Origin of the sequence: Bradyrhizobium embrapense (assembly GCF_001189235.2) — a bacterium.
GTDB lineage: Bacteria > Pseudomonadota > Alphaproteobacteria > Rhizobiales > Xanthobacteraceae > Bradyrhizobium > Bradyrhizobium embrapense.
The window spans coordinates 1332626-1355264 of record NZ_LFIP02000002.1; the positions used below are offsets into that span (position 1 = coordinate 1332626).

Here is a 22639-nt window from a genome sequence, read left to right on the forward strand (position 1 = left end):
GGGGAATAGCCTTGCGCGTAACGGGAAACGAATCCTTCAAGGAGCGGGACCATGCGCATCGGTGTGCCCAAGGAAATCAAGGTCGAGGAATATCGGGTCGGGCTGACGCCTGCCTCGGTGCGGGAATATGTGGCGCATGGCCACGAAGTCGTGGTCCAGCGCGGGGCCGGTGACGGCATCGGTGCCGGCGATGACGTCTACACCCAGGCCGGAGCACGGATAGCCGATACCGCCGAAGAGGTGTTCTCGGTTGCCGAGATGGTCGTGAAGGTGAAGGAGCCGCAGCCATCCGAATGGAGCAGGCTACGCGAGGGCCAGATCCTCTTCACCTATCTGCATCTTGCGCCCGACGTGCCGCAGACCACGGGGCTGATTGCCTCCGGCTGTACCGCGGTCGCCTATGAGACCGTGACCGATGCGCATGGCGGGCTGCCGCTGCTCGCGCCGATGAGCGAAGTCGCCGGCCGGCTTGCGATCGAGGCCGCTGGCGCCGCCTTGCGTAAGTCCGCCGACGGCATGGGCAAGCTGCTCGGCGGCGTGCCGGGCGTTCCGCCGGCGCGCGTTGCGATCATCGGTGGCGGCGTGGTCGGTACCCACGCGGCGCGAATGGCGGCAGGGCTCGGCAGCGACGTCACCATCCTCGACCGCTCATTGCCGCGGCTCCGCGCGCTCGACGACCTCTTCCTCGGACGCGTCCGCACCCGTTACGCGACGCTGGAAGCCATCGAGCAGGAGGTTTTCGCCGCTGACGTTGTGATCGGCGCGGTGCTGGTGCCCGGCGCCAGCGCGCCGAAACTTGTCTCGCGCGCACAGCTCGGAGGCATGAAGCGCCGCGCGGTGCTGGTCGATGTCGCGATCGACCAGGGCGGCTGCTTCGAGACCTCGAAGGCGACCACGCACCAGGCGCCGACCTATCTGGTCGATGATATCGTGCATTATTGCGTTGCCAACATGCCGGGCGCGGTGCCGGTCACCTCGAGCCACGCGCTCAACCACGCCACGTTGCCGTTCGGCCTGGCGCTGGCCTCGAAGGGACTGCGCGCGCTGGTCGAGGATCCGCATCTGCGCGCCGGCCTCAACGTCCATCGCGGCCGCATCACCAACCGCGCCGTTGCCGAGAGCCAGCATCTGTCGGCCGTGATGCCGGAGGAAGCGCTGGCGTCGTGAGGCTTGGCTCACGCTGCGGATACTGAGGCTAGATTCGTAGCCCGGATTTCGCTTTCGCTCCATCCGGGCTACGGCGTTGTCAAGCTGCACCAGCGCAGCCCTCCCTCCATCTCATGCTCCTCACTCGGCTCTGGCCGGGCGGTCGACTGCGTGATTTGATGCGCAACGTAAGCCGCGCGAAGCGGCGATCAGCGCCGCCGCTGGCCTCAAGAAGCCGAAGGGAGGACCGTCTTGGAAAAGACCGGTCGTACGATGCTGGCCAAGATCTGGGATCAGCATGTCATTGCTCGCCTGAGCGAGGACACTGACCTGCTTCACATCGACCGCCATCTGCTGCACGATCTCGGCGGCTCGCGCGGGCTGCTTGATCTCAAGAGCCGCGGTCTCAAGGTTCACAATCCCGAGCTGACCTTTGCGACGCCGGATCACGCGCTGTCGACGGCGCCCGGCCGCGCCGGGACCAGCAAGATCGGCATGGAATTGCTGGCCGCGCTGCGGGTCGAGACGGCGGCGAGCGGCATCACGCTGTTCGATGTCGACCAGCCCGGCCAGGGCATCGTTCACGTCATCGGGCCGGAGCTCGGCCTGAGCCTGCCGGGCGCGACGATCGTCTGCGGCGACAGCCACACCTGCACCCATGGCGGCTTGGGGGCGCTCGCCTTCGGCATCGGATCGAGCGAGCTCACGCACGTGCTGGCGACGCAGGCGCTGATCCAGAAGCGCCCGAAGACGCTGCGCGCGCGGTTCGAGGGCAAGCTGCCGCTCGGCGTCACCGCCAAGGACATGATCCTGGCGCTGATCGGGCAGATCGGCGCCGCCGGCGGCACCGGCTACGCGGTCGAATATGCCGGCAGTGCGATCCGCGAGCTGCCGATCGAGGGCCGGCTGACGATCTGCAACCTCTCGATCGAGCTCGGCGCCAAGATGGGCATGGTCGCGCCGGACGAGAAGACTTTCGAATTCCTGCGCGGCCGTCCCTATGCGCCGCAAGGCGAGATGTGGGATCTCGCGGTCAAGGCTTGGCGCGAATTGCCGAGCGATCCCGACGCGGTGTTCGACCGCGAGGTCGTGATCGACGTTGAAAAGATCATCCCGCAGGTGACCTGGGGCATCAGCCCCGAGCACGTCGTCGGCGTCGACGGCGTCATTCCCGATCCCAAGGCGGTCGATGATCCCGCACGGCGCGCTGCGATCGAGACTGCACTCGAGTATATGGGCCTGCAAGGCGGCGCGCCGATCGCCGGTACGCCGGTCGACTGGGTGTTCATCGGCTCTTGCACCAACAGCCGGCTGAGCGATCTCCGCGCCGCGGCCGAGGTCGCGCGCGGCCGCAAGGTCGCCGCCGGGGTCCGCGCCTGGGTGGTGCCGGGCTCGGAGAACGTCAAGCGCGAGGCGGTGGCCGAAGGGCTCGACAAGATCTTCATCGAGGCCGGCTTCGAGTGGCGCGAGCCGGGTTGCTCGATGTGCCTGGCCGCCAATGGCGAGGTGGTGGCGCCCGGGCAGCGCTCGGTCTCGACCTCGAACCGCAACTTCGTCGGCCGGCAGGGGCCGCGCGCGCGGACCCATCTGGCGAGTCCCGCGAGCGCCGCGGCCTCGGCCATTGCCGGTGCGATCGCCGATGTCAGGATGATGGGGCGCTAGACGATGCCAAAGCCGTTCGACAAGCTCACCGCCACCGCCGCGCCGATCATGCGCGCCAATATCGATACCGACGTGATCATCCGGATCGAACGCCTGGTCGGCAACGGGGTCCGCGGCACGCTCGGCAAATGGGCGTTCGGCTCGCTGCGCTATCTGGCCGACGGCTCGGAGAATCCGGATTTCATCCTCAACCGCGAGCCGTATCGGGAGGCGGAGATTTTGGTGACAGGCCCGAATTTCGGCTGCGGCTCGTCGCGGGAGGGCGCGGTGTGGTCGCTGCAGGAGCGCGGCATCCGCGCCATCATCGGCTCCGGCTTCGGCGACATCTTCTTCGCCAACTGCTTCCAGAACGGCATCCTGCCCGTCATCGTCGACAAGGCGGTGGTCGATCAGCTCGCCGCCGACATCGAGGCGACGCAGGGCGCCGGCAAAGTCTCGATCGACCTCGAGGCCCAGACCATCGTCTCGCCATCAGGCGCGCGGCATGCGTTCGAGATCGATCCGCGGCGACGCGAGGGGCTGTTGAAGGGGCTCGACGAGGTCGCGCTGACATTGCAGCGCGACCTCGAGATCCACGCCTTCCAGGATGCCGACCGCACCGCGCGGCCCTGGATTCATTTTCAGAAAACGCCCGCTTCAAGGACATCGGCATGAGCACGCAATCCAACATGATCAAGGTCGCCGTCGTCGGCGGCGAGGGCATCGGCCCCGAGGTCACCGCGCAGTCGCGCCGCGTGCTCGAGTGGTTCGCAGCCAAACGCAACGTGCCGATGACGTTGCGCGAGGCGCAGTACGGTCTGATCCCGTATCTGGCGACCGGCAAGGTGCTGCCCGAGGACACCGCGGAGGCGATGGACGAGGCCGACGCCATCCTGTGGGGTGCAACGGGGGGTCCGGAAACGACCGAAGTGCCGGCCGCCGCGCGCAAGGCCGGCAGCCTCCTGGGGTTGCGCAGCAAATACGATCTCTACGCCAATCTGCGTCCGATCGTGGCGAGCCCGGCACTGTCGGCGTCGGCGCCGCTCAAGCCCGAGGTGCTCGACGGCGTCGATTTCGTCATTATCCGCGAATTGACCAGCGGCATCTATTTCGGCGAGCCGCGCGGCATCGAGACATTGCCTGACGGTCAGCGCCGCGGCTTCAACACCGAGCAATACACCACGAACCAGATCCGCCGCGTGGCGCGCTCGGCGTTCGAATTGGCACGGACCCGCCGCAACAAGGTCTGTTCGGTCGACAAGGCCAATGTGCTGGAGACCAGCGTGGTTTGGCGCGAGGACGTGATCAGGTTGCACAAGGAGGAGTTCTCCGACGTCGAGCTGACCCATCTCTATGTCGACAACGCCGCGATGCAGATCGTGCGCGAGCCGCGGCAGTTCGACGTCATGGTGACCGGAAACATCTTCGGCGACATCCTGTCGGACTGCGCGGCGATGGCTTCGGGCTCGCTCGGCATGCTGCCGTCGGCCTCGCTCGGCCCGGTCGATCGCTTCGGCCGGCGCAAGGCGCTGTATGAGCCGGTGCATGGCAGCGCGCCCGATATCGCGGGCAAGGGCATCGCCAATCCGCTCGGTTCGATCCTCAGCGTCGCGATGCTGCTGCGCCTGACCTTGAACCGGCCCGAGGATGCCGAGCTGCTGGAGCGGGCGGTGCAGACCGCGCTCGCCTCCGGCGCACGCACCGCCGATATCGCCGAGGCGGGGGCGAAAAAGCTCTCGACCGTGCAGATGGGCGATGCTGTACTCAGCGCGCTGGACAAGATCTCGGCCAGGGAGCACGCTTGATGGCCCGCCCCTCCATGCCCCATCTGTCGAGGCGATCGGTGCTGACGGTGATCGCCGGCGGTGCGGCGCTGGCGAGCGGGCGGGCATGGGCGCAGGCGGCCACCGGCCGCGTAGTCTATCCGGTCGCGGTGCCGGTCTATCAGACGCAATTCGTTGCCGACCGGATCGGCTATTTCAAGGACGCCGGGCTCGACTGCAAGCTGGTGCAGGGCGGCAGCGGGGTAAAGACCCGCGAGATCATCGCCTCGTCGCAGGGCGATATCGGGATCGGCGACGTCACCCATCCGATGCAATTGACCAATCACGGCCGCGCCGCGCGCGTGCTGCTGCCGGTCGACACACGGTCGAACTCGGTGATGTTCATCCTGCGCAAGGATTTGAAGGACCAGGGCATCAGCACGCTGGAGGCTTTCACGCAATGGAAGCGGCCAGATGGCCGCAAGCCGATCGTCTCGGTCTCCTCGCTCGGCGGCACCAACCATGTCTGGGCGTCCTACTACATGGAAACCATGGGGCTCGACGACAAGGTGACCTGGATCGGCACCGGCAATGTCGACACCATGCTGGGATCGCTGAAGTCGAAGCAGGTCGACATCCTCGTCAGTTCGCTGTCGTTGCTCAACGAGGCGCAGCAGCAGGGCTGGGGCGAATTGCTGTTCGACGGCACCGAGGAAGCGATCTGGAACGAGCATATCGGCGGCAAGGTGCCGGTGACCGCGCATTTCACGCTGCAGGCGACCATCGACAAGGACCCCGCCAAGATGCAGGCCTATGTCACCGCGCTGTGGCGCGCCTCGCAATGGATCAAGGCCCACAAGCCGGCGGAGATCTACGACGCCATCGAGCCCTATGTCGGCAGCACCTCGCGCGACGCCAACCTGCTCGAGATATCCGCGATCCAGAAGGTCGCGGACTATGAGGGTACGGTCGATGCGGCGAGCTTCGCGCGCGGCGAGAAGGTCTGGTTCCGCGAGATGACCGGCATCAAGCCGCTCAAGATCGCCGACGTGATCAACCCAAGCTTCATCGACGCGGCGCGAAAGGCCTATCCGGGTTGAGCGCGCTCGAGACGAGCGCAACCACATCGCCGCGCGCCTCGGCCGATCGCCGCGTCGAGGTCAAGGGCCTGAGCAAGTCGTTCCAGCTTGCGAAGACCACGATCGAAGCCGTGCGCGACGTGACGTTCGACGTGCGCCGCGGCGAGTTCGTCGCGCTGCTCGGGCCGTCCGGCTCGGGCAAGAGCACGGTGCTCAACATGATCGCCTCGCTGATCCGCCCCACCGCCGGCGAGATCCTGATCGACGGCAAGCGCGTCGTCTCCGGCAGAGCGACACCCAATGTCGGTTACGTGTTCCAGCGCGATACGTTGTTTCCGTGGCGAACCGTCGCCGATAATATCGGCTACGGGCTGGAGCTGTCCGGCGTGTCGGCTCGGGAGCGGAAAGAGCGCATCGCGGAATGCGTCGCGCGGGCTGGCTTGAGGGGATTCGAGAACGCCTATCCATCGGCGCTGTCGGGCGGCATGCGGCAGCGCGCGGCGCTGATGCGGACCTTGATCGTCGAGCCGCAGATCCTGTTGATGGACGAGCCGTTCGGCGCGCTCGACACCCACACCAAGATCGACATGCACGAGGTGCTGCTCCGGATCTGGGAGCGCGAGCAGCAGACCGTGCTGTTCGTAACCCACGATCTCGGCGAGGCGCTGACCCTGGCCGACCGCATCATCCTGTTCTCGGCGCGGCCGGGCCGCATCAAGGACATGTTCGCGGTCGATTTCGCCCGTGCGCGCGACGCGGTGAAGGTACGCGAGACCCCGCGTTATGCCGAGCTGTTCCAACACATCTGGCACTCGCTCGGCGAGGAATTCATCAAGGGCCGCAGCGCATGAGGCGATATAGCACGCTCGGAACGATCGGCTGGCAGGTCCTGATCTGCGCCATCGTGCTGTCGGTGTGGCAATGGGGTTATGATCTCCGCGCCAGGCTGCCGTGGCTGGTGCCCGATCTGCTCGACCCCTATTTCATCTCGAAGCCGTCGATGATCTTCGACAACTTCCTGATCCAGAGTTGCCTGAAATCGAAGCTTGGTGTTTTCAATGGCTGGTTCAACGGCGAGTTCGCAAAGTGCCTGACGCGCAACGAGAACAATCTCTGGGCCGCGACGGCGATCACCCTCAAGAACACCTTTTTCGGCTTCATCACCGGCGTGGTCTCTGGCTTCGTCGCTGGGCTGATCCTCGGACGGTCCGACCGTCTCAGCGCGATCTTCCAGCCCTTCATCACCGCGGTGAATTCGATCCCGCGGATCGCGCTGGCGCCGATCATCGTGCTGGCGTTCGGGATCGGCGACATGTCGAAGATCGTGACGTCCTGGATTGTCGTGGTGTTCCTGGTGTTCTTCAACACCTTCGAGGGCGCGCGCTCGATCGACGAGGGCTTTACCAACGCGGCGCGACTGCTCGGCGCCAGCGAGTGGCAGATCACGCGCACCGTGGTGATCCCCTCGACCATGGCCTGGGTGTTCGCCTCGCTGACGCCGGCGATCTCGTTCGCACTGATCGGCGTCATCGTCGGCGAGTTCATCGGCGCCGAGCGCGGCATCGGCCGCCTGATCATCGAGTCCGAGGCGCGCGGCGAGGCCTCGGGCATGATGATCGCAGTCGTGGTCTTGATGCTGGTCGGCGTCGTGCTGTCGGCGATCATCTGGCGGCTGCAGGCCTATCTGCTGCGCTGGCAGCGGCAGCGCAGCGCCGAGTAGACCAGGTGGCGCCGTAGCGGCGTATCGGCCGCCACGGCGTGGATCTAAGCTGCGTTTTCCGACGGCGAACTTTCGCCGTCGAGCCAATCTTGCTCCCTGGCCAGCGCGCGCCAGGCCGCTTCCATGCGCTTGAAGCGGTTGTGGGTCGGCTCGTCACTGGCGTGCTCGGCAAGCTGCGCGCAGTTCTCTGCATTGTCGAGGAAGTGCTGCGATTGCTTCATGGAACGTCCTCCTGTTGGTAAGGACGTGGGACATCAAATCCGGCTATTCAACGCTTGGAACATGAGCATTTCGCCATACAGGTGAATGCCTGTTCAGCGAGGTTCCGGTGCGATGTTCCGCAAGGCGCGCGTGAGCATCTGCACCATACCCGATATAGGAACACTATGTCGCACTCGGCGTTCGTCCCTCACGTCGCAACTGGAGGAGGAGAGACGCCATGAGGAAGTATCTGTTCGCCGCAGCCATGGTCACGGCGATCGCATCGCCTGCGTTCGCCGATGAAATCGGTGTCCGCGCCGGTCCCGTCGGCGCCGGCGTGACCGTCGGCCGGGCGCCCGAATATCGCGACCACGATCGTGACCGCACCACCGTAATCAGGGAGCGCGAGCCGCGCAGTGACCGAACCACCGTCATCAAGAAGCAGGACGAGTTCGGCAACCGCAGCAAGACCGTGATCCATCACGACGACGACTGACGGCAATCGAAGCCTCGTCTGCAGCAGAAGTCCGCCGCTGGATCTGCCGCGGCGGACTTTTCATGAGCGAGGGCTGCATACCGCCGATTGGATGTCAGGCCTTTCTCGCTCGACGCTCGTGATCCGGCTGCGGCATTCAGCTGCGAACGCCCGCAGCCGCTCGGCCGTCAGTTGGTCCAGACCGGTGCGTGCCAGCCGCTCGGCGCGCTCGGCCGCGTCCTTGAGATCGTTGATTGTCGGGCTCATGGCTGCCTCCATGTCCAGACAATTTGAATCGAACTGCGACGTTCCCCGGCCCGTGGAGACGTGGCTAACGGGTGGTTAATCTGGCGCCGATGCTCAAGTCACCGGCGCCGGATTGAACAGCGTCAGATCGTTGTGGATGCCCCACTTGTCCGACCACGGCTTGGTGCGCCCGCTCGCGACGTCGAGGATCAGGCGGAACAGATCCCAGCCGGTTTCCTCGATCGTCTTCTCGCCGGTCGCGATGCAGCCGGCGTCGAAATCGATCAGGTCCTTCCAGCGGCGCGCCAGCTCGCTGCGGGTTGCGACCTTGATGACGGGCGCGGCGGCGAGGCCATAGGGCGTGCCGCGACCGGTGGTGAAAACCTGCAGGGTCATGCCGGAGGCGAGCTGCAAGGTGCCGCAGATGAAGTCGCTCGCGGGTGTCGCTGCGAACAACATGCCCTTCTGCCGCGCCTTCTCGCCGGGCGACAGCACACCGGCGATCGGGCCCGAGCCCGACTTGACGATCGAGCCGAGTGATTTCTCGACGATGTTGGCGAGGCCGCCCTTCTTGTTGCCCGGCGTGGTGTTGGCGCTGCGGTCCGCGCCGCCGCGGGCGAGATAGGCGTCGTACCAGGCCATCTCGCGGATCAGGGCGCGGCCGACATCCTCGCTCGCGGCGCGGCGAGTCAGCAGCTGGATGGCGTCGCGCACCTCGGTCACTTCCGAGAACATCACGGTGGCGCCCGCGCGCACCAGCAGGTCTGCGGCGAAGCCGACCGCAGGATTCGCGGTGACGCCGGAAAATGCATCGCTGCCGCCGCATTGCAGGCCGATCACGAGATCGGCGGCGGGGCAGGTCTCGCGCTGGCGGGCGTTGAGCACCTTCAGGCGGGCCTCCGCCTGGGTCATGATCGCGTCGACGATGGCGCCGAAGCCGTCGAAGGCTTCGTCCTGCATCCGCACGATGGCATCATTGATGCCTTCGGGCACCAGCCGTTCCGGCGCGAGCTTCTCGCAGCCGAGCCCTATGACCAGGATCTCGCCGCCGAAATTCGGATTGAGTGCGAGATTCTGCAGCGTGCGGATCGGCACCACGGCATCGGGCGCCGTGATCGCGACGCCGCAGCCATAGGCGTGGGTCAGCGGCACGACGTCGTCGACATTGGGATATTTCGGCAGCAGCTCGGCGCGGATGCGCTTGACCGCATATTCCATGGTGCCCTTGACGCATTGCACCGACGAGGAGATGCCGAGGATGTTCTTGGTGCCGACCGAGCCGTCGCGGTTGCGATAGCCTTCGAAGGTAAAGCCTTCGAGCGGCGGCAGCGCCGGCGGCACGGCGGTTGCGATCTCGAGCTGATCCAGCGGCGGCGCGTCGGGCATGCGGATGCGCGCCTCGTCGACCCATTCGCCGGCCAGGATCGGCGACAGCGCATGGCCGATCACCTCGCCATAGCGGATGATCGGCGCGCCCTCGGCGATGTCTTGCAGCGCGGTCTTGTGGCCCTGCGGCACGTAGGCGCGAAGCGTCAGGCCGCAAGCGAAGCGCGAGCCGGCAGGCAGGCCGAAATCATTCACCACGATCGCGACATTGTCGCGCGCGTTGAGCTTGATGTAGCGGGGCTGCTCCTGCGCGCCGATCGACTGGTCCATGAGGGCTCCCGGATTTGTAGGGCGGGTTAGCCGAAGGCGTAACCCGCCATGCTTGGTGTGCGGTGCCGATGGTGGATTGCGCTGACGTTAGTCCACCCTACGATTCTCAACCCGGGAATGTATAGGCCGTCTTCACCGTGGTGTAGAACTCGCGGGCGTAGGCGCCTTGTTCGCGAGCGCCGTAGCTCGAGCCTTTGCGGCCGCCGAACGGCACGTGATAGTCGACGCCGGCGGTCGGCAGATTGACCATCACCATGCCGGCCTCGCTGTTGCGCTTGTAGTGCGAGGCGTATTTCAGGCTCGTGGTGCAGATGCCCGAGGCGAGGCCGAATTCGGTATCGTTGGAGATCGCCAGCGCCTCCTCATAATCCTTGGCGCGGATCACGCAGGCGACCGGTCCGAAGATCTCCTCGCGGGCGATGCGCATCTGGTTGTTGGCCTCGGTGAACAGCGCCGGCTGCAGATAGAAGCCGGGCGTCTCGCGGTTCAGCAGCTCGCCGCCCCAATGCAGGCGGGCGCCCTCGTCCTGTCCGATCTTGATGTAGCGGAGGTCCTGGTCGAGCTGGCTCTGGTCGACCACAGGGCCGACATGCACGCCGCTCTTCAGCGCGTCATCCACCGCAAGCCCCTTCATCCGCTCGGTCATCGCATCGACGAAGCGATCATGAATGCCTGCGGTGACGATCAGGCGCGAAGAGGCCGTGCAGCGCTGGCCGGTCGAGAAATAGGCGCCGTTGACCGCGACCTCGACGGCGACCTTGACGTCGGCGTCGTCGAGCACGACCAGCGGGTTCTTGCCGCCCATCTCGAGCTGGAACTTCTTCATCGGATTGGAGAGCACGCAGGCCTGCGCGATCTTGCGACCGGTCTGCACCGAGCCGGTGAACGAGATCGCGGCAACGTCGGGATGATCGAGCAGCGTCTGGCCGACCACCGAGCCCGAGCCGACCACAAGGTTGAACACGCCGGCCGGAATCCCGGAGCGCGCGATGATCTCGGACAGCGCATGCGCGGAGCCCGGAACCAGCTCGGCCGGCTTGAACACCACCGTGTTGCCGTAGCAGAGCGCCGGCGCGATCTTCCAGGCCGGGATCGCGATCGGGAAATTCCACGGCGTGATCATGCCGACGACGCCGACCGGTTCGCGGGTGATCTCGACATCGAGACCGGGGCGCACCGATGCGCCCTTCTCGCCCATCAGCCGCAGCGCCTCGCCGGCGAAGAACGCGAAGATCTGCCCGGCGCGCGCCACCTCGCCGATGCCCTCGGGGAGCGTCTTGCCTTCCTCGCGCGCCAGCAGGCGGCCGAGTTCTTCCTTGCGGGCGAGGATTTCGACGGAGATTTTGGTCAGCGCGTCGAAGCGCTCCTGCGGTGTCGAGCGCGCCCAGGCCGGGAAGGCGGCCTTCGCCGCGGCGATCGCCTTTTCGGTCTGCGCCTTGTCGGCCTTGGCGTATTCGCCGACCACGTCCTTGGTGTTGGAGGGGTTGATGTCCCGCGTGATGCTTGTTCCGTCGACCCATTCGCCGGCGATGAAGTTCTTCTGGTGAGCGGTCATGTTTCTCTCCAACCTTTCTTGTTAGCGCACGAGGCAGGGACGCTTGTCGTCGAAAGTCCAGCCCGGGATCAGGAACTGCATGGCCAGCGCATCGTCGCGGGCGCCGAGGCCATGCTGCTTGTATAGCGCGTTCGCCGCCTCGATGGCACCGCGATCGAGCTCGATGCCGAGGCCGGGCCGATCCGGCATCGCGATCTTGCCGCCCCTGATCAGCAGCGGCTCCCTGGTCAACGCCTGGCCGTCCTGCCAGATCCAGTGGGTGTCGATCGCGGTCACCTTGCCGGGCGCGGCGGCGCCGACATGGGTGAACATCGCCAGTGAAATATCGAAATGGTTGTTGGAGTGCGAGCCCCAGGTCAGGCCGTTGTCGCGACAGGTCTGCGCCACCCGCACCGAGCCCTGCATGGTCCAGAAATGCGGATCGGCGAGCGGAATGTCGACCGCGCCGAGCCGCAGCGCGTGGCTGAGCTGGCGCCAGTCGGTCGCGATCATGTTGGTCGCGGTCGGCAGTCCGGTGGCGCGGCGGAACTCGGCCATGATCTCGCGGCCGGAGAAGCCGGCCTCGGCGCCGCAGGGATCCTCGGCATAGGCAAGCACGCCATGCATGTTGCTGCAAAGCCGGGTCGCCTCGTCGAGCGACCAGGCGCCGTTCGGGTCGAGCGTGACGCGGGCCTTGGGGAAGCGCTTTGCAATCGCGGTGACGGCCTCGATCTCCTCTTCGCCCCTGAGCACGCCGCCCTTGAGCTTGAAATCGGCGAAGCCGTAATGCGCCTGCGTCGCCTCGGCGAGCCGCACGATCGCCTCCGGCGTCATCGCCGCCTGATGGCGCAGATTGAACCAGTCAGGCTTGCCGGTCTCGCCCTCGACGTAAGGCAGGTTGGTCTTCTGGCGATCGCCGACGAAGAAGAGGTAGCCGAGCGTCTCGACGCTGGCGCGCTGCTGGCCTTCGCCGAGCAAGGCTGCGACCGGGAGATCGAGGTGCTGGCCGAGCAGATCGAGCAGCGCGGATTCCACCGCGGTCACCGCATGGATGGTGACGCGCAGGTCGAAGGTCTGCTTGCCGCGGCCGCCGGCGTCGCGGTCGGCGAAGGCCTGGCGCATCGAGGCCAGGATGTTGTTGCACCCTCCGATGGTCTGGCCGACCACGAGGTCGCGGGCGTCCTCGAGCGTCTTCCTGATCTTCTCGCCGCCCGGCACCTCGCCGACGCCGGTGTGGCCGGAGTTGTCGGTGAGGATGACGAGGTTGCGGGTGAAGAACGGCGCGTGCGCGCCGCTCAGATTGAGGAGCATGCCGTCGCGGCCGGCGACCGGGATCACCTCCATCGCCGTGACGACGGGGGCGCCGGCAAAGCCGCTGCGGATCGTGTCTTGAATCATCTGCTCCTCCCTTTGTTGTTTGTCGTCCGGCTTATTCCGCCGCCTGCTGGGTCGCGGCCTGCGGCAGCTTCGCCACCAGCGCCGCGAGTTCGGCGATCTCCTGCTCGGTGAGATCGGTCAGCGGCAGCCGCACCGGGCCGGAATCGCGGCCGATCACCTTCATGCCGGCCTTGATGATCGACACCGCGTAGCCCTTCTTGCGGTTGCGTATCGCGATCAGCGGCAGGATGAAATCCTTCAACCCCGCATGGATGGTCTGATGATCGCGCCGGCGCACCGCGGCGTAGAATCTTGTCGCAAATTCCGGCACGAAGTTGAACACTGCCGACGAATAAGTCGTCACGCCCATGTCGAGATAGGGCAGCGCGAAGGTTTCCGCCGTCGGCAGGCCGCCGATATAGGTCAGGCGGTCGCCGAGCTTGGTGTAGACGCGGGTCATCAGCTCGATGTCGCCGATGCCGTCCTTGTAGCCGACGAGGTTCGGGCAGCGCTCGCACAGCCGCGCCAGCGCATCGGGCTGCAGGATCGCATTGTCGCGATTGTAGACGATGACGCCGATCTTCACCGACGAGCACACCGCCTCGACATGGGCGGCAAGGCCGTCCTGCTCGGCATGGATGAGATAAGGCGGCAGCAGCAAGAGGCCGTCGGCGCCCGCCTTCTCGGCACCGATTGCGATCTCGCGCGCAATCGCGGTGCCGTAGCCGGTGCCGGCCAGCACGGGAACGCGGCCCTTGGTCTCGTCGACTGCGATCTTCACGACATGGGGAACTTCAGCCGGCGTCAGCGAGAAGAACTCGCCGGTGCCGCCGGCGGCGAACAGGCCGGCGACGTCATAGCCGCACAGCCAGTCCATGTTGGCGCGATAGGTCGCCTCGTCGAACGAATAGTCAGGCTTGAACGGGGTCACGGGAAAAGACAGGAGGCCGCTACCGATTCTGGCAGCCATCTCCTGAGGGGTCATCTTGCTCATGGCGCCACTCCTCGAATGATATTGGGATAAGGGATGCGCGAGCAGCGCGCGTCCACGGCCGATTTCTTAAGGGTAGCTTCGATGCGCGTCCAAGCCAATCGCGGTATCAAGCGATGCGCAATCTGCATCAATCGCCGCGCAAATGCGGGGCCGCGAGTTCGCTGGCGATCTCGATCAGGGACGGCAGCAACTGGTTCTCGTGATCGCGCCGCCATACCATGAACAACTCGACCGGCACCGGCGTGCGCAGCTTTAGTGGCTTCAGCCGGACGTCGGCGATTTTGAGGCTGGCAGCGGCTTCCGGCACGATCGCGACGCCGAGCCCGGCGCGAACCATCGCGAGGATCGAGTGGATCTGGCTGAGATGCTGCACATAGCGCGGCAGCACGTCGGCGCGTGTGAACAGCGATACCAGCAGGTCGTGGAAGTAGCGCGCCTCATAGGGCGAATACATCACGAAGGGCTGGTCGTCGAAATCCTTGATGCTGACGGTGCCGGCTGTGGCCAGCGGATGTTTCTTCGGGATCGCAGCGAGCAGCGGCTCGGCCACGACGCGCCGGCTGGCGAATTCCGGCCGCGCGATCGGCGGGCGCAACAGGCCGGCATCGATCTGACCGGTGGTGAGCGCCTCGAACTGATCGCCGGACACCATCTCTTTCAGGGAAAAATCGACCTCGGGCAGGCGGGAACGGGCGGCTGCGATCAGATCGGGCAGGAAGCCGTAAGCGGCGGCGGCCGTGAAGCCGATCTTGAGCGAGCCGGTCTTGCCGAGCGCGATGCGGCGGGCGACTTGCGAAGCGGATTCTGCGAGCTTGAGGATGCGCCGCGCCTCTGGCAGGAAACTGCGTCCCGCCGGGGTCAGCCGCACCGAACGGCTGGTCCGCTCCAGCAGCGGCGCGTCGATGATGTGCTCGAGCACCTGGATCTGCCGGCTGAGCGGCGGCTGCGTCATGTTGAGCCGCGCCGCGGCGCGGCCGAAGTGCAATTCCTCGGCCACGGTGACGAAACAGCGGAGCTGGTTCAGGTCGAACATCGATGCTAGCCTGGAATGGATCGGTCGAGGATTTGTTCGTTCTAGCATCGATGCCTCCCACTGGCCAAGAAGACGAACAAGCAGACAAAGACGGCGGCCGAAGCCGCCGTTGATCTGTTGTTGCAACTCGCGGCAGCCTTATTGCCTAGACTTTGCTCAGGCCGCCTTCAGCTGCACCCGCTTGATCTCGCCGACGATGAACAGATAGGCGATCGCCGCGACCAGCGCGTTGGCGCCGACGAACACCAGCGCGCCGTTGAACGAGCCGGTGGCGGCGAGGATGTAGCCGATGATGATCGGCGTCGTGATCGAGGACAGATTGCCGAAGGTGTTGAACAACCCGCCGGAGACGCCGCCGGCCTCCTTCGGTGAGGTGTCGGAGACGACAGCCCAGCCGAGTGCGCCGATGCCCTTGCCGAAGAAGGCGAGCGCCATGAAGCCGACCACCAGCGCCTGGCTGTCGACATAGTTGCAGGCGATGATCGTCATCGACAGCAGCATGCCGCCGACGATCGGGATCTTGCGCGCCATGGTCAACGAGCCGGTGCGGCGCAAGAGGTAGTCCGAGATCACGCCGCCGAGCACGCCGCCGATAAAGCCGCACAGCGCCGGCAATGTCGCGACGAAGCCGGCCTGCAGGATCGACAGGCCGCGTTCCTTTACCAGATAGACCGGGAACCAGGTCAGGAAGAAGTAGGTCAGCGTGTTGATGCAGTACTGGCCGATATAGACGCCGAGCATCATCCGGTTGGCGAGCAACTGGCGGATATGATCCCAACTCGGGCCGCTGACCTGGGTCTTGCTGGTCTTGGCGGCATCCATGTCGACCAGCGCGCCGCCCTCTTTGATGTAGTCGAACTCGGCCTCGTTGATCGCGGGATGGTCCTTCGGCTCGTAGATCGTCTTGATCCAGGCGATGCCCATCACGACGCCGAGCCCGCCCATCACGTAGAACACGTGGCGCCAGCCGTAGTCGTGCGCGATCCAGCCCATCAGCGGCGCGAAGATCACGGTCGCGAAATACTGCCCGGAATTGAAGAACGCCGATGCGGTGCCGCGCTCATTGCCGGGGAACCAGGCCGCGACGATGCGGGCATTGGCCGGGAACGATGGCGCTTCGGCAAAGCCGACCAGGAAGCGCAGCGCGAACAGCAGCACCACGGCCGCGCCGGCCGACAGGAACCCGACCAGGCCCTGCATCGCGGTGAAGATCGACCAGACGATGATGCTGATCGCATAGACCCATTTGGAGCCGTAGCGGTCGAGCAGCCAGCCGCACGGCACCTGCGCAACCACATAGGACCAGCCAAACGCCGAAAACACGTAGCCCATCGCGACGGGGTCGAGATGCAGTTCCTTGGAGAGCGCAGGGCCGGCGATCGAGAGCGTGGCGCGATCGGCATAGTTCACGGTGGTGACGAGGAACAGCATCGCCACGATCAACAGCCGGACGCGGGATCGCCGCGCGTCCGTGGCGGACACAATTGCGCTCATTCGCGCCTCCTTGGAAATTTCCTCGGGGTCTGTCCTAGAGAGATGACGGCAATGGGTCCAAGCCGAAACGGGTATTGATCGATGCCGATTTTGAATGGATCGGCCCGGTGTCATTCCACCTTCGTCGCTCTTGCTTCGGTTCCAAATTAATGTACTAATAGTACAGTTATTGGGGCGCGGCGTTTGCGCCCGCCTTTCGAGTTCGAATGCGCATGACCACGCAACGCGACTATGAGGTGTTCGAGGCAGGCAGGGTGACCTTGCAGGGCGGCGCGGTGTTTCCGCAGCTTGCGCTCGCCTACAAGACCTACGGCACGTTGAACGCGGCCAGGGACAACGTCATCCTCTATCCGACGTCGTTCGCCGCGCAGCACACCGACATCGAATGGCTGGTGCAGCCGGGCGGGGCACTCGATCCCGCGCGCTATTTCATCGTCATCGCGAATCTGTTCGGCAACGGCCTGTCGTCCTCGCCGTCGAATTCGAGCGAGGTGCTCTGCGGCGCACCGTTTCCAGACTTCACCTATCATGACGCCGTCGCTATCCAGCGGCGGCTGCTCGTCGAGCGGTTCGGCGTGACCAAGCTCGCACTGGTCTATGGCTGGTCGATGGGCGGCATGCAGGCCTATCACTGGGCCGCGCGCTATCCTGACATGGTCGAACGCGCGGCGGTGGTCTGCGGCAGCGCGAGGTGCTCGCCGTATAATCATGTCTTCCTCGAAGGCGTGAAGGCCGCGCTGACCGCCGATCCGGCCTACCAGGATGGCCGCTTCGTCACCAGGCCGGCAGCAGGCCTTCGCGCGATGGGGCGCGTCTATGCCGGCTGGGCGATGTCGCACGCGTTTTTTCGCGAGGAAGCCTGGCGCGAGGCCGGCTTCAACTCGTTGGAGGACTACCTCGCGGGATCGTGGGATGGTGCTTTCGCGCGGCGCGACGCGAACAATCTGCTGGCGCAGATCGCGATCTGGCAGGCCGGCGATATCAGCCGCTGCAACGAATTCGGCGGCGACTTCGACCGTGCGCTGGCGGCGATCAAGGCGCATGTGCTGCTGATGCCCGGCCGCACCGACCGCTATTTCGACCCGCGCGACAACGCGGATGAGCTTGGACGCCTCGTCAATGCCCGCTCCGCGGCGCTGCACGCGATCCCATCGATCCATGGGCACCGCGCCGGCAATCCCGTCAACAACGCCGAAGACCACGCCTTCATCAACGCCGAGATCTCGGCGCTCCTGCAACGCTAATATGTGAGACCGCTATGAGCACCGCAGAAACCAGTGATGCCGGGCCTCGCCTCAAGCCGCTCAGCCCCCTGACCTTGCGCGAGCTGTCGACCAGGTCGAACCTTGCCGGCGCGGTGCGCGCGGCAAGCCACTACGGGATGATCCTCATCGTCGGCGCGCTGATCTCGTTGATCTCGTCGCGTTATGGTCTCGTCTGGGCGCTGCCGCTGATGGCCATCCAGGGTTACTTCGTCGCATTCCTGTTCATGGTGGTGCACGAGACTGCGCACAAGACGGCGTTCCGCAGTCACGCACTCAATCTTGTGGTCGGCAACCTGTCCGCCTTCATGATCGGATTGCCCTACCAATATTACTGCCTGTTTCACTGGGACCATCACCGCTACACCCAGGATCCGGAGAAGGATCCGGAGCTGATCGTCGGCCCCAAGCCCGCGTCGGACACCCAGCTCGCGATCGCCTATTCGGGACTGCTGCAGGTGCTGGTCCGGATTCGCCTGATGTTCCGGCATGCACTCACCGGGAAGGTGATCGTGCCGTGGATTCCGCAGCACAAGCGCGCCGCGATCGTGCTGGAGGCAAGGCTCTACCTCGCCGGTTATCTGCTGTTGCTCGTGGCATCGCTTGCGCTGCACAGCGCGATCCTGCTCTGGGTCTGGATCGTGCCGCTGCTGGCCGGCCAGCTCATCCTGCGCCCGTATCTTTACGCCGAGCACACCGGTTGCGAGCGGACGCGGAGTGCGTTCGAGAACACCCGCACCACGATGACCGGCCGGATCATGAAATGGTTCGCCTGGAACATGCCCTATCATGTCGAGCATCATGCCTATCCGACGGTGCCGTTCCATGCTTTGCCGAAGCTGAACGCGATCGTCGACGGCCACATCGTCTATCGCGGTCGCAACTACCGCGCCGTGACACGCGAGACCTGGGCCTGGTTCCGCCGTCAGCGGCAACGCTCCGCTTGATATTCAAGCCTCGGCGTGTGGCCGCAGCACCAGATTGACGAGATTGCGGGCATAGGCCGGCGTCAGCGGCCTGATGCCGAAGACATAGCGGTAGAACAGGCTGCCATAGATCGCGTCGTAGATGTCGCTGGGCACGCCAGGCGCGCCGATGCTGCCGTCCTTCTGGCCGGCGGCGATGATTTTCAGCATCCTGGCGCGGCGAAGGCCGAGGTAGCGCTCATAAAACAGTTCGGCCGTGCCGGTCTGCGAGATGCATTCCGAGATCACCGCGAGCTGCACCCGTCCGAACTCGCCCTGCAAGGCCTCGACATAGGTCGCGACGTGCCGGCGGATGCGGGCCACCGGATTGCCCGCTTCGGGCAGCGGCACTGCGCGCGAGGCCTGGTCGAGGAAGGCATCGATCAGCAAGGCCTCGCGCGACGGCCACCATTTGTAGATCGTCATCTTCGAGACGTTGGAGTGTCTCGCGATCGCGTCGATGGTGGTGGCGGCAAGGCCCGTGGTTGCCATCAGCGTATAGGCGCTGTGCAGGATCGCGGCCGTGGTCGCGGCGGAGCGCGGCCGGCCGCGCCGTCCCGTCGTCGTATCCTCCGTCTCCGCCTTGCTTGCCGCCATGGCCGGGATTGGTGTCCTGCGTGCTTGAATCAGTGCGTTGCCTGCGGACATAGCATGAAATCGCGCGCTGTTTCAGATCATCGCGGCCGCTGATACTGTACAATTCGCCAGCGAAGGCTCAGCTCAATTGCCCCCATCGAACAGGAGTATCCCGTGAAGGCCGTCTACAGTGATCTGCACCGCAGCCATGATCCGCAATTCTTCCTGGTCCGCGGTGTGGTCCAGCGCACCACGGAGCAGCCTGAGCGCGCCGATCGCCTGCTGGCGGGCCTGAAGGCCGGCAAGCACTCGCTGATCGAACCGACCAAATTCGGGCAGGGGCCGCGGGCGCGCGTGCACAGTCCGGAATATCTGAGCTTTCTTGCTGATGCCTGGGACGAATGGTCGGCGCTCGGCAACGCCGGGCCGGAGATGATCGCGAACATGCACCCGGTGCGTAACGCCGGGACCTATCCCTCCCATATCGTCGGCAAGCTCGGCTGGCACACGGTCGACACCGCGGCGCCGATCGGCCCCGGCACCTGGGCCGGCGCCTGCGCCTCGAGCGACGTCGCAGTCACCGCGGCGCAGATGGTGCTCGATGGCGAGGGTGCCGTCTACGCGCTGTGCCGTCCGCCGGGTCACCATGCCTATCGCGATCTCGCCGGCGGCTTCTGCTTCCTCAACAACAGTGCGATCGCGGCCGAACATTTGCGCCAGAAGCACGAGCGCGTCGCGATCCTCGATGTCGACGTGCATCACGGCAACGGCACGCAGGGCATCTTCTACGAGCGGGGCGACGTCTTCACCGTCTCGATCCACGCCGACCCGTCGTTCTTCTACCCCTTCGTCTGGGGCCATTCGCATGAGCGCGGCGCCGGGCCCGGTCTTGGCACCAATCTCAACATTCCGCTCGCCAAGGGCACCGGCGACGACGATTACATCAAGGCGCTCGCCGCCGCCGAGAGGGCGATCCGCTCCTTCGCGCCGACCGCGCTGGTGGTCGCGCTCGGGCTCGACGCCTCCGAGAAGGACCCGCTCGCAGGCCTCGCCGTCACCACCGACGGCTTCCGCCGGATCGGCGAGGCGCTCGCCCGGTTCGGCCTGCCGACGGTGCTGGTGCAGGAAGGCGGCTATCTCTCAGACATCCTCGGTGCCAATCTGACGGCGGTGCTCGGCGGATTCGAAGCTGCGCGCTAGCGTGGTTTCGACTGGTGATCGGTCCGCGCGAAAAAGCCTGTCAAGACAACGAATCTGGAGCATCGGTTTTGATCGATCAGGACCGATGCCCCAGCCGCGCGTCGCACAACAAGGCGTCGTGAATTTGCCGGTTTGTAACCAAGGCCGGATCAAGCCGTTGGTATCCCGTTCCGTTTCGTTGCGCTGACCTCGGACGGAAAGTCCGAGGTCGACCTCGCGCCCTTGCGGCTCGTCGCCGATAGTTTCATGCTGGGGCGACGGCGCCTTGTCGAGGCGTTCGGGGACTGACGATGACATCAGCCAACATTGCGCGCGCGCCCTTCGGCAAATTGCACGATGGCATCGCCGTCGAGCGCGTGACGCTGCGCGGCGAACACGGCTTCGAGGCCAGCATCCTCACTTTCGGCGCCACGCTGCAAGCGCTGCTCGTGCCCGATCGCGGCGGGCATTGCGCCGACGTCGTGCTTGGACATGACGAGTTCGAAGGCTACCTCGCTCAGCGCAAATTCTTCGGCGCGACGATCGGGCGCTACGCCAACCGGATCGCCGCCGCGCGCTTCGTGCTCGATGGCGAGACGGTAAATCTCGCCGCCAACAACGGCCCCAATGCGCTGCACGGTGGCCCCCACGGCTTTGATCGCAAGCTGTGGCGGATTGCCCGGCTCGTCGATCAACCGGGGCCGACGCTGGTGCTGGAGCGCGAAAGCCCGCATGGCGAAGAGGGCTATCCGGGCAATCTTCAGACCCGAGTGACGTATCAGGTGCGCGACCCGGTGGAACTCGCAGTCACGTACGAGGCGACCACCGACCGGCCGACTTGCGTCAACCTCACCAATCACAGCTTCTTCAATCTCGACGGCGCGCGCTCGGGCACGCAGATCCTCGATCATCGGCTGACGATCGCCGCAGATCATTTCCTCGCGGTGGACGCCACCGCGATTCCGCTACCGGGGCCGCCGTGGCCGGTTGACCGCACGCCGTTCGAATTCCGCAAGCCGATCGCGATCGGCGCGCGGATCAGGATCAATGATGAGCAGCTGCGGCTCGGCCGCGGCTATGACCATAATTTCTGTCTGGCCTCGGGGACAGGCGTTCGCTTCGCCGCGCGGCTCGAGGCACCTCATAGCGGCCGCGTGATGGAGCTGTTCACCGATCAGCCGGGATTGCAGTTCTATTCCGGCAATTTCCTCGACGGTTCGACCGCCGGCAAGGGCGATTGGCTCTATCGCCAATCCGATGCGCTGTGTCTCGAACCGCACGCCTGGCCGGATACGCCGAACCGGCCCGACTTCCCGCCAGCGCGGCTCGATCCCGGGCAGATCTATCGGCGCACCGCGATCTATCGCTTCTCCACAGTGTGAGTGACATCATGACCGATCCTGCCGCCGAGCCGCTGATCGAACGGGTCCCGACATCGGTGCTGTCAGCCGAGCGCTGTCACCTCGGCGAGGGCCCGACCTATGACGCAGCGACCGACACCGCCTGGTGGTTCGACATCCGCGAGCGTCGCCTGTTCGAGCATCGTTTTGCCAGCGGCCGCACCGTCATTCACGCGCTGCCGAAAATGGCGAGCGCGCTGGCGCGGATCGACGGCGAGCGGCAGCTGATCCTCACCGAGGATGGGCTTTACGTCCGGCAGCTCGCCGGCGGCCGGCCGGAGCTGTTTGCCGCACTCGAAGCCGACAATCCGGTGACGCGCTCCAACGATGCGCGGGTGCATCCGTCGGGCACCTTCTGGCTCGGGACCATGGGGCGTCAGGCCGAGCATAACGCCGGCGCGATCTACGCGCTGCATCACGGCCGCATCACGCGGCTCTATCCCGGGATCACGATCCCCAACGCGATCTGCTTTTCGCCCGCAGGCGACGTCGGCTACTTCGCCGACACCGCGACCAACGTGCTGTATCGCGTACCGCTGGATCCATCGACGGGATTGCCGACCGGCGAGCCCGTCGACCTAATCAGATATCGGGGCATCGGCGGGATCGACGGCGCGATCGTCGATGCCGATGGAATGATCTGGAACGCGCGCTGGGGCGGCGGCTGTGTCGACGTCTACGATCCCGGCGGCCGGCATTTGCGCTCGCTGAAGGTGCCGGCGAAGCAGTCGAGCTGTCCGGCTTTTGTCGGCCGCGATTTCTCGCGCGTGCTGGTCACCTCGGCCTGGCAGGACATGGACGAGGCGCAGCGCGCAGCCGATCCCGGCCACGGCCAAACCTTCCTGCTCGACGCCGCGGCACGCGGCCGTGCCGAGCCCGACGTCAAGCTCTCCTGAAC

At 65.6% G+C, this 22639-nt stretch carries 22 protein-coding genes and 1 pseudogene; 14 read left to right on the forward strand and 9 right to left on the reverse strand.

The features are described from left to right. The first annotated feature begins 51 nt into the window (after positions 1-51). From ald to AKN83_RS13700, 7 genes are all read left to right on the forward strand, one after another. Complete coding sequence (ald, locus tag AKN83_RS13670; RefSeq protein ID WP_050401654.1) at positions 52-1167, forward strand: alanine dehydrogenase; 1116 nt, start codon at positions 52-54, stop codon at positions 1165-1167. Between the two features lie 252 nt (positions 1168-1419). Next, positions 1420-2808 (forward strand): 3-isopropylmalate dehydratase large subunit, encoded by a 1389-nt coding sequence (gene leuC, locus AKN83_RS13675; protein ID WP_172803546.1) that lies wholly within the window; start codon positions 1420-1422, stop codon positions 2806-2808. Between the two features lie 3 nt (positions 2809-2811). Beyond that, entirely contained in the window at positions 2812-3462 is a 651-nt protein-coding gene (leuD, locus tag AKN83_RS13680; protein ID WP_050401656.1) for a 3-isopropylmalate dehydratase small subunit, read from the forward strand. After that, the gene (leuB, locus tag AKN83_RS13685; RefSeq protein WP_083992029.1) at positions 3459-4592 is read left to right on the forward strand and encodes a 3-isopropylmalate dehydrogenase; all 1134 of its coding nucleotides are present in this window, start codon (positions 3459-3461) and stop codon (positions 4590-4592) included. Before leuD ends, leuB begins: the two co-directional genes overlap by 4 nt. Continuing rightward, positions 4592-5650: an ABC transporter substrate-binding protein gene (locus AKN83_RS13690; RefSeq protein WP_050401657.1), complete on the forward strand. Its 1059-nt coding sequence runs from the start codon at positions 4592-4594 to the stop codon at positions 5648-5650. Before leuB ends, AKN83_RS13690 begins: the two co-directional genes overlap by 1 nt. Then, positions 5647-6480, forward strand: a complete 834-nt coding sequence (locus AKN83_RS13695) for an ABC transporter ATP-binding protein (protein ID WP_050401658.1) — start codon at positions 5647-5649, stop codon at positions 6478-6480. The genes AKN83_RS13690 and AKN83_RS13695 overlap by 4 nt, the downstream gene beginning before the upstream one ends. Next, the gene (locus AKN83_RS13700) at positions 6477-7349 is read left to right on the forward strand and encodes an ABC transporter permease (protein WP_050401659.1); all 873 of its coding nucleotides are present in this window, start codon (positions 6477-6479) and stop codon (positions 7347-7349) included. The genes AKN83_RS13695 and AKN83_RS13700 overlap by 4 nt, the downstream gene beginning before the upstream one ends. A gap of 44 nt (positions 7350-7393) precedes the next feature. Here AKN83_RS13700 and AKN83_RS40550 read toward each other — a convergent pair whose 3' ends face one another. Further along, the gene (locus AKN83_RS40550) at positions 7394-7570 is read right to left on the reverse strand and encodes a hypothetical protein (RefSeq protein WP_172803536.1); all 177 of its coding nucleotides are present in this window, start codon (positions 7568-7570) and stop codon (positions 7394-7396) included. Between the two features lie 218 nt (positions 7571-7788). On the opposite strand from AKN83_RS40550, the gene AKN83_RS13705 reads away from it, so the two are divergent. Then, positions 7789-8046: a hypothetical protein gene (locus tag AKN83_RS13705; protein ID WP_050401660.1), complete on the forward strand. Its 258-nt coding sequence runs from the start codon at positions 7789-7791 to the stop codon at positions 8044-8046. Positions 8047-8106: 60 nt separating this feature from the next. Here AKN83_RS13705 and AKN83_RS13710 read toward each other — a convergent pair whose 3' ends face one another. From AKN83_RS13710 to AKN83_RS13740, 7 genes are all read right to left on the reverse strand, one after another. Continuing rightward, complete coding sequence (locus AKN83_RS13710; protein ID WP_244521970.1) at positions 8107-8292, reverse strand: hypothetical protein; 186 nt, start codon at positions 8290-8292, stop codon at positions 8107-8109. Positions 8293-8385: 93 nt separating this feature from the next. Continuing rightward, positions 8386-9927, reverse strand: a complete 1542-nt coding sequence (garD, locus tag AKN83_RS13715; protein WP_050401662.1) for a galactarate dehydratase — start codon at positions 9925-9927, stop codon at positions 8386-8388. 106 nt (positions 9928-10033) lie between these two features. After that, entirely contained in the window at positions 10034-11482 is a 1449-nt protein-coding gene (locus AKN83_RS13720; protein WP_050401663.1) for an aldehyde dehydrogenase family protein, read from the reverse strand. A 21-nt stretch (positions 11483-11503) separates the two neighbouring features. After that, positions 11504-12859 carry a glucarate dehydratase gene (gene gudD / locus AKN83_RS13725; protein ID WP_050401664.1) on the reverse strand — a complete coding sequence of 452 codons (1356 nt, stop codon included), beginning with the start codon at positions 12857-12859 and terminating at the stop codon, positions 11504-11506. A 31-nt stretch (positions 12860-12890) separates the two neighbouring features. Next, the gene (kdgD, locus tag AKN83_RS13730; protein ID WP_050401665.1) at positions 12891-13832 is read right to left on the reverse strand and encodes a 5-dehydro-4-deoxyglucarate dehydratase; all 942 of its coding nucleotides are present in this window, start codon (positions 13830-13832) and stop codon (positions 12891-12893) included. Between the two features lie 127 nt (positions 13833-13959). After that, positions 13960-14865 carry a LysR family transcriptional regulator gene (locus tag AKN83_RS13735; protein WP_050401666.1) on the reverse strand — a complete coding sequence of 302 codons (906 nt, stop codon included), beginning with the start codon at positions 14863-14865 and terminating at the stop codon, positions 13960-13962. A 156-nt stretch (positions 14866-15021) separates the two neighbouring features. Further along, positions 15022-16359 (reverse strand): MFS transporter, encoded by a 1338-nt coding sequence (locus tag AKN83_RS13740; RefSeq protein WP_050401667.1) that lies wholly within the window; start codon positions 16357-16359, stop codon positions 15022-15024. A 212-nt stretch (positions 16360-16571) separates the two neighbouring features. Here AKN83_RS13740 and AKN83_RS13745 point away from each other — a divergent pair, with 212 nt between their 5' ends. Beyond that, entirely contained in the window at positions 16572-17603 is a 1032-nt protein-coding gene (locus AKN83_RS13745; protein ID WP_050401718.1) for an alpha/beta fold hydrolase, read from the forward strand. 14 nt (positions 17604-17617) lie between these two features. Further along, positions 17618-18568, forward strand: a complete 951-nt coding sequence (locus tag AKN83_RS13750; protein ID WP_050401668.1) for a fatty acid desaturase — start codon at positions 17618-17620, stop codon at positions 18566-18568. Between the two features lie 3 nt (positions 18569-18571). Here AKN83_RS13750 and AKN83_RS13755 read toward each other — a convergent pair whose 3' ends face one another. Beyond that, complete coding sequence (locus AKN83_RS13755; protein ID WP_050401669.1) at positions 18572-19183, reverse strand: TetR/AcrR family transcriptional regulator; 612 nt, start codon at positions 19181-19183, stop codon at positions 18572-18574. Positions 19184-19336: 153 nt separating this feature from the next. On the opposite strand from AKN83_RS13755, the gene AKN83_RS13760 reads away from it, so the two are divergent. From AKN83_RS13760 to AKN83_RS13770, 4 genes and pseudogenes are all read left to right on the forward strand, one after another. Then, positions 19337-20362 (forward strand): histone deacetylase family protein, encoded by a 1026-nt coding sequence (locus AKN83_RS13760; protein ID WP_050401670.1) that lies wholly within the window; start codon positions 19337-19339, stop codon positions 20360-20362. A gap of 171 nt (positions 20363-20533) precedes the next feature. After that, positions 20534-20650, forward strand: a pseudogene (locus AKN83_RS41175) (gfo/Idh/MocA family oxidoreductase); the annotation flags it as partial. 2 nt (positions 20651-20652) lie between these two features. Further along, the gene (locus tag AKN83_RS13765; protein ID WP_050401671.1) at positions 20653-21723 is read left to right on the forward strand and encodes an aldose epimerase family protein; all 1071 of its coding nucleotides are present in this window, start codon (positions 20653-20655) and stop codon (positions 21721-21723) included. Positions 21724-21758: 35 nt separating this feature from the next. Then, positions 21759-22637, forward strand: coding sequence for an SMP-30/gluconolactonase/LRE family protein (locus AKN83_RS13770; RefSeq protein WP_050401719.1), 879 nt, complete (start codon positions 21759-21761; stop codon positions 22635-22637). The last annotated feature ends 2 nt before the right edge of the window (positions 22638-22639 follow it).